The organism is Pontimicrobium sp. MEBiC01747, from assembly GCF_053601635.1.
The window spans coordinates 1-4547 of the sequence record NZ_JBSHNS010000225.1 but is presented as its reverse complement, the minus strand read 5'-3'; the positions used below and the strand labels follow the sequence as shown (position 1 = coordinate 4547).

Below are 4547 nucleotides of genomic sequence, written 5' to 3'. Positions count from 1 at the left end.
GAGTAGATGTAGTAAACTATAAAGACTTGGCGCTGCTAGGCTTTGGAGGTTATTTTATGGTTGGAGCATCAAACGCATTTAATCAAATCATAGAAAAGGATTTAGATGTACTAATGAATCGTACAAAAAATAGACCAGTACCTTCAGGTAGAATGTCTGTTAGTACAGCTTTTATTATTGCATGTATTTTTACTGTACTTGGTATTGCCATATTATATATTATTAATCCGCAAACAGCAATGTTTGGTGCTATTTCTATTTTTTTATACACCTGTGTTTACACACCATTAAAAACAAAAACACCACTAGCTGTATTTGTTGGGGCCATTCCTGGAGCCATTCCTTTTATGTTAGGTTGGGTAGCTGCAACAGACGATTTTGGTATAGAACCTGGAACTCTATTTGCATTACAGTTTTTTTGGCAATTTCCACATTTTTGGGCCATAGGTTGGTTCTTATTTGAAGACTATAAAAAAGGAGGCTTCTTTATGTTGCCAACAGGAAAACAAGATAAAGGAACAGCAGTGCAAACCATTATGTACACTGTATGGACTATATTAATTTCTGTTGTACCTGTATTAGGAATAACAGGGGAATTAAAACTGTCTATAATTTCTGCAATAATAGTCTTTTTATTAGGCTTAGTTATGCTGTACTATGCTGTACAATTATTTAAGAAAATGACAGAAAAAGCAGCAAAACAATTAATGTTAGCAAGTGTATCGTACATTACATTAATACAAATCGTGTACGTTGTAGATAAATTTATTAGATAATTATGGATTTAACCCAAGGGACATTACAAGAAAAAAATAACAGAGCAAAAAAAATGATGCTGTGGTTTGGTATTATTTCACTAATCATGTCATTTGCAGGATTAACAAGTGCAGTAATAGTAAGTAGTTCTAGACCAGATTGGTCTGAAGACTTGGTGTTACCTAATGTTTTTATTGTAAGCGTCATTGTTATTATTTTAAGTAGTATTACTTTTATTTTAGCAAAACAAGCCGTTAAAAAAGCAAAAAAAGATGTGGCTAGTGCCTTTCTGTTAGTAACTTTAGGATTAGGCTGTGCTTTTATTTATATCCAATTTGTGGGTTTTGGAGAGCTAATAAACTCTGGGTATTATTTAACAGGTCCTACAAGTGACCCTAAGGCATCCTATATATTTTTAATAGCATTTGTACACATATTACATGTTGTTGCGGGGTTAATCTGTTTAATAGTTGTAATTTATAATCATTTTAAACAAAAGTATACAGCAACCAATATGCTGGGGCTAGAATTAGCAGCTACATTTTGGCATTTTATAGATATACTTTGGGTCTGTCTGTTTTTGTTTTTATATTTTTTCATGTAGTTAAAGTCCCTTTTTTAATAGACATAGAGCCAAATACGAGAAACATTATATACACAAGTTAAAATTTAGTCAAGCGAAGTTTCTTTAGAAAAGAAAATTGATTATTTTTGTGCGACATTTAAATAACTAATTAAATTATATGAATACTACAGTTGAAAATACTGCAATAGAAGGAAAAACTTGGGGAGGAGGAAACAAACCTCTAAATGCAAGTTATGGTAAAATGATGATGTGGTTTTTTATCGTATCAGATGCCTTAACATTCTCAGGCTTTTTAGCAGCTTATGGTTTTTCTAGATTCAAATTTATAGATTCATGGCCTATAGCCGATGAAGTATTTACGCACGTACCATTTTTTCATGGGAATTACCCAATGATCTATGTAGCGTTTATGACCTTTATATTAATCATGTCTTCGGTAACTATGGTATTAGCTGTAGATGCTGGACACCACATGAAGAAAAAAGCTGTAACATGGTACATGTTTTTAACTGTAATAGGAGGTTTAATATTCGTAGGCTCTCAAGCATGGGAATGGGGAACATTCATTAAAGGAGAATATGGAGCAGTACAAACTAAAGGTGGAAACATTTTACAATTTGGTGAATATAAAGAGGTAGAAGGTAAGCAAGTATTTAAACGTGTAGCTGTGGCCGATTTTGCCAAAACAATGCATACAGAAAGAGTACAGCATGAAAGAAAGAATGGACTTTGGTTTGTTTCAGAAGGGGTATTGCCAGAATTTACTGTAGAAGAAGTTTACGCTGGGTTACAATCTCACAGTAATATTCGTGTTAGAAATCAAATTATAAATGAGCACGGAGAAAAAACAGTGTTAAGTAGAGAAGAAGGACTTAAACAAATAAAAGACAATGGAAAACGATTTGTTCAAGGTGCTAATCTTGAAGTAAATGAATATGGGTCTCCATTATTTGCAGATTTCTTTTTCTTCATTACAGGATTCCACGGTTTTCACGTATTCTCTGGAGTTGTAATTAACATCATTATTTTCTTTAATGTTATATTAGGAACATACGAAAGACGTAAAAATTACGAAATGGTAGAGAAAGTAGGTCTATACTGGCACTTTGTCGATTTAGTATGGGTATTCGTATTTACATTCTTCTACTTAGTATAATTTATTTAGATCAAGACAATAATCCAATATAAAGGATTCAAAATATAAAATTACAAATGGCACACGAACATAAATTAGCAATATTTCAAGGGTTACTAAAATTTAAATCTAATACCCAAAAGATTTGGGGAGTTTTAATTTTCCTAAGTATTATCACAGCAATCGAAGTTGTATTAGGTATATACAAACCAGAAGCTTTAATGGGGCAGTTTTTAGGAATGAAAGGCCTTAATTGGATATTTATTATACTAACAATTGTAAAAGCATATTACATTACTTGGGATTTTATGCACATGCGTGATGAAACAAAAGGGTTAAGACGTGCTGTCGTTTGGACTGCAATATTCTTAATATGCTACTTAGTATTTATCTTATTACAAGAAGGAGGATATGTAGAAGGAGTATATAGAAATGGTTTTATTAAAAGAGATTTCTAAACACCAAATGATTAGGTGTTAAACATAAAGAAAAGGTGGTTTATTTAAACCACCTTTTTTATTTTTGTAAAACGAAAAATAACAGACTTCTAATGAGCAAAAAGTCAATAAAAAAAAACATTGTATTGGGGATACTATTCTTTCTTCCCGTTGCTTTTTTATTAATATTATTACCTTCAGAAGATAACTACGTACCTTTAAATATTGTTAAAGAAAATGTATTAGGTATAGAGAATTTACCATCTAATAAAGATAAAGATATTGTTTTAAAAGATCATATAACTATTTTAGGTTTTTTGGGGAGTAATCCAGAAGCAAAAATTACAGAAGCATCTAATTTAAAAGAATTAATTTATAATAAATTTAAAGGCTTTAAAAAATTTCAAGTAGTCATGCTCGTTCCAGAGCAAGCAAAAGCAGAAGCAGAACGCGTAAAACAAGAGTTAACAAAATATAAACCTTTAAAGTTTTGGCATTTTGTATATGCAAGTGAGAGCGATATAAATCGTTTATTTAATAGTCTAAGAACTAGTTTGCGCCTAGATGGGACGTATGCCACTAATAGCGTTTATATTATAGATACAGAACTTAACCAGCGAGGAAGACTTGATGACAGAACTAAAAAAGAAGTTAAAGAGAATACAGTACCAGCATACCCATTAACTGCATACAATTGCTCAGAAGTATCTATACTAAAAAATAAAATGGGGGCAGAAGATATGCGAGTACTATTTAAAGAATATAGAGAAAAAAGAAAAGGAGATTTCAATTCTACTAGTAGAAGAGCAGACGATATAAAACCAAACAATACATCCGATGAAAAAGAATAATTATTCATACATAGGGATAGCATTTATTATATTATTATTTGGAATTCTTTTTATTCCTAGAATAGTAAATAGAGTGAAAAATAATGATATAAGTAGAAGTGATAGAATGAGTGAAGGGCAGGATAATAATTTTTCTAATAATGAAAAACTCTCTTATATAGAAATTAATGGTAAGCGAAAAAGAGTCCCTAACTTTAGTTTTACAAATCAAGATGGAAAAACTATAACCCAAGAAGATTATAAAGGGAAAGTATATGTTGTTGAGTTCTTTTTTACAACATGTCCTACAATATGTCCTAGAATGAATAGAAATTTAATTGAAATTCAAAACGCATTTAGAGGAGAAAATGATTTTGGGGTTGCTTCATTTAGTATAACACCAGAAATAGATACGCCAGAGGTTTTAAAAGAATACGCATCTCGTTATGGAGTAACAAACCCTAATTGGAACTTAATGACAGGAGAAGAAAATGCTATATATAATTTGGCAAACATAGGGTTTAATATTTTTGTTGGAAAAAACGCAGAAGTAGAAGCCGGGTTTGAGCATTCTGGAGATTTTGCATTAATAGATAAAGAGGGATATATACGTTCAAGAAAAGATGCTTTTGGTAACCCAAAAATATTTTATAAAGGCGTTATAAGTGTAGAAGAGAAAATGGATGAAGATGGTAATGAAGAAGAAATTACGATGCTTAAAGAGGATATCAAAAAATTATTAAACGAGTAATTAAAAGAAAAGATTAGGCTTCAAAAGAAATAACCAATGAGTAACTTAGAGA

General features: G+C 31.0%; 6 protein-coding genes. All 6 read left to right on the top strand.

Annotated elements, in window-relative coordinates; translation table 11 throughout:
- Nucleotides 1-776 (top strand): heme o synthase (gene cyoE, locus ACVC2P_RS07510; protein ID WP_452597864.1); only part of this gene is annotated, 776 nt, incomplete at its 5' end.
- A gap of 2 nt (nt 777-778) precedes the next feature.
- On the top strand, nt 779-1360 hold the full coding sequence (locus ACVC2P_RS07505) for a cytochrome c oxidase subunit 3 (protein ID WP_452597863.1): 582 nt from the start codon (nt 779-781) through the stop codon (nt 1358-1360).
- Between the two features lie 139 nt (nt 1361-1499).
- Entirely contained in the window at nt 1500-2498 is a 999-nt protein-coding gene (locus tag ACVC2P_RS07500; RefSeq protein ID WP_452597862.1) for a cytochrome c oxidase subunit 3, read from the top strand.
- Between the two features lie 56 nt (nt 2499-2554).
- Nucleotides 2555-2935, top strand: a complete 381-nt coding sequence (locus ACVC2P_RS07495) for a cytochrome C oxidase subunit IV family protein (protein ID WP_452597861.1) — start codon at nt 2555-2557, stop codon at nt 2933-2935.
- Between the two features lie 92 nt (nt 2936-3027).
- Nucleotides 3028-3765, top strand: a complete 738-nt coding sequence (locus ACVC2P_RS07490; protein ID WP_452597860.1) for a hypothetical protein — start codon at nt 3028-3030, stop codon at nt 3763-3765.
- Nucleotides 3752-4495: an SCO family protein gene (locus ACVC2P_RS07485; protein ID WP_452597859.1), complete on the top strand. Its 744-nt coding sequence runs from the start codon at nt 3752-3754 to the stop codon at nt 4493-4495. Before ACVC2P_RS07490 ends, ACVC2P_RS07485 begins: the two co-directional genes overlap by 14 nt.
- The last annotated feature ends 52 nt before the right edge of the window (nt 4496-4547 follow it).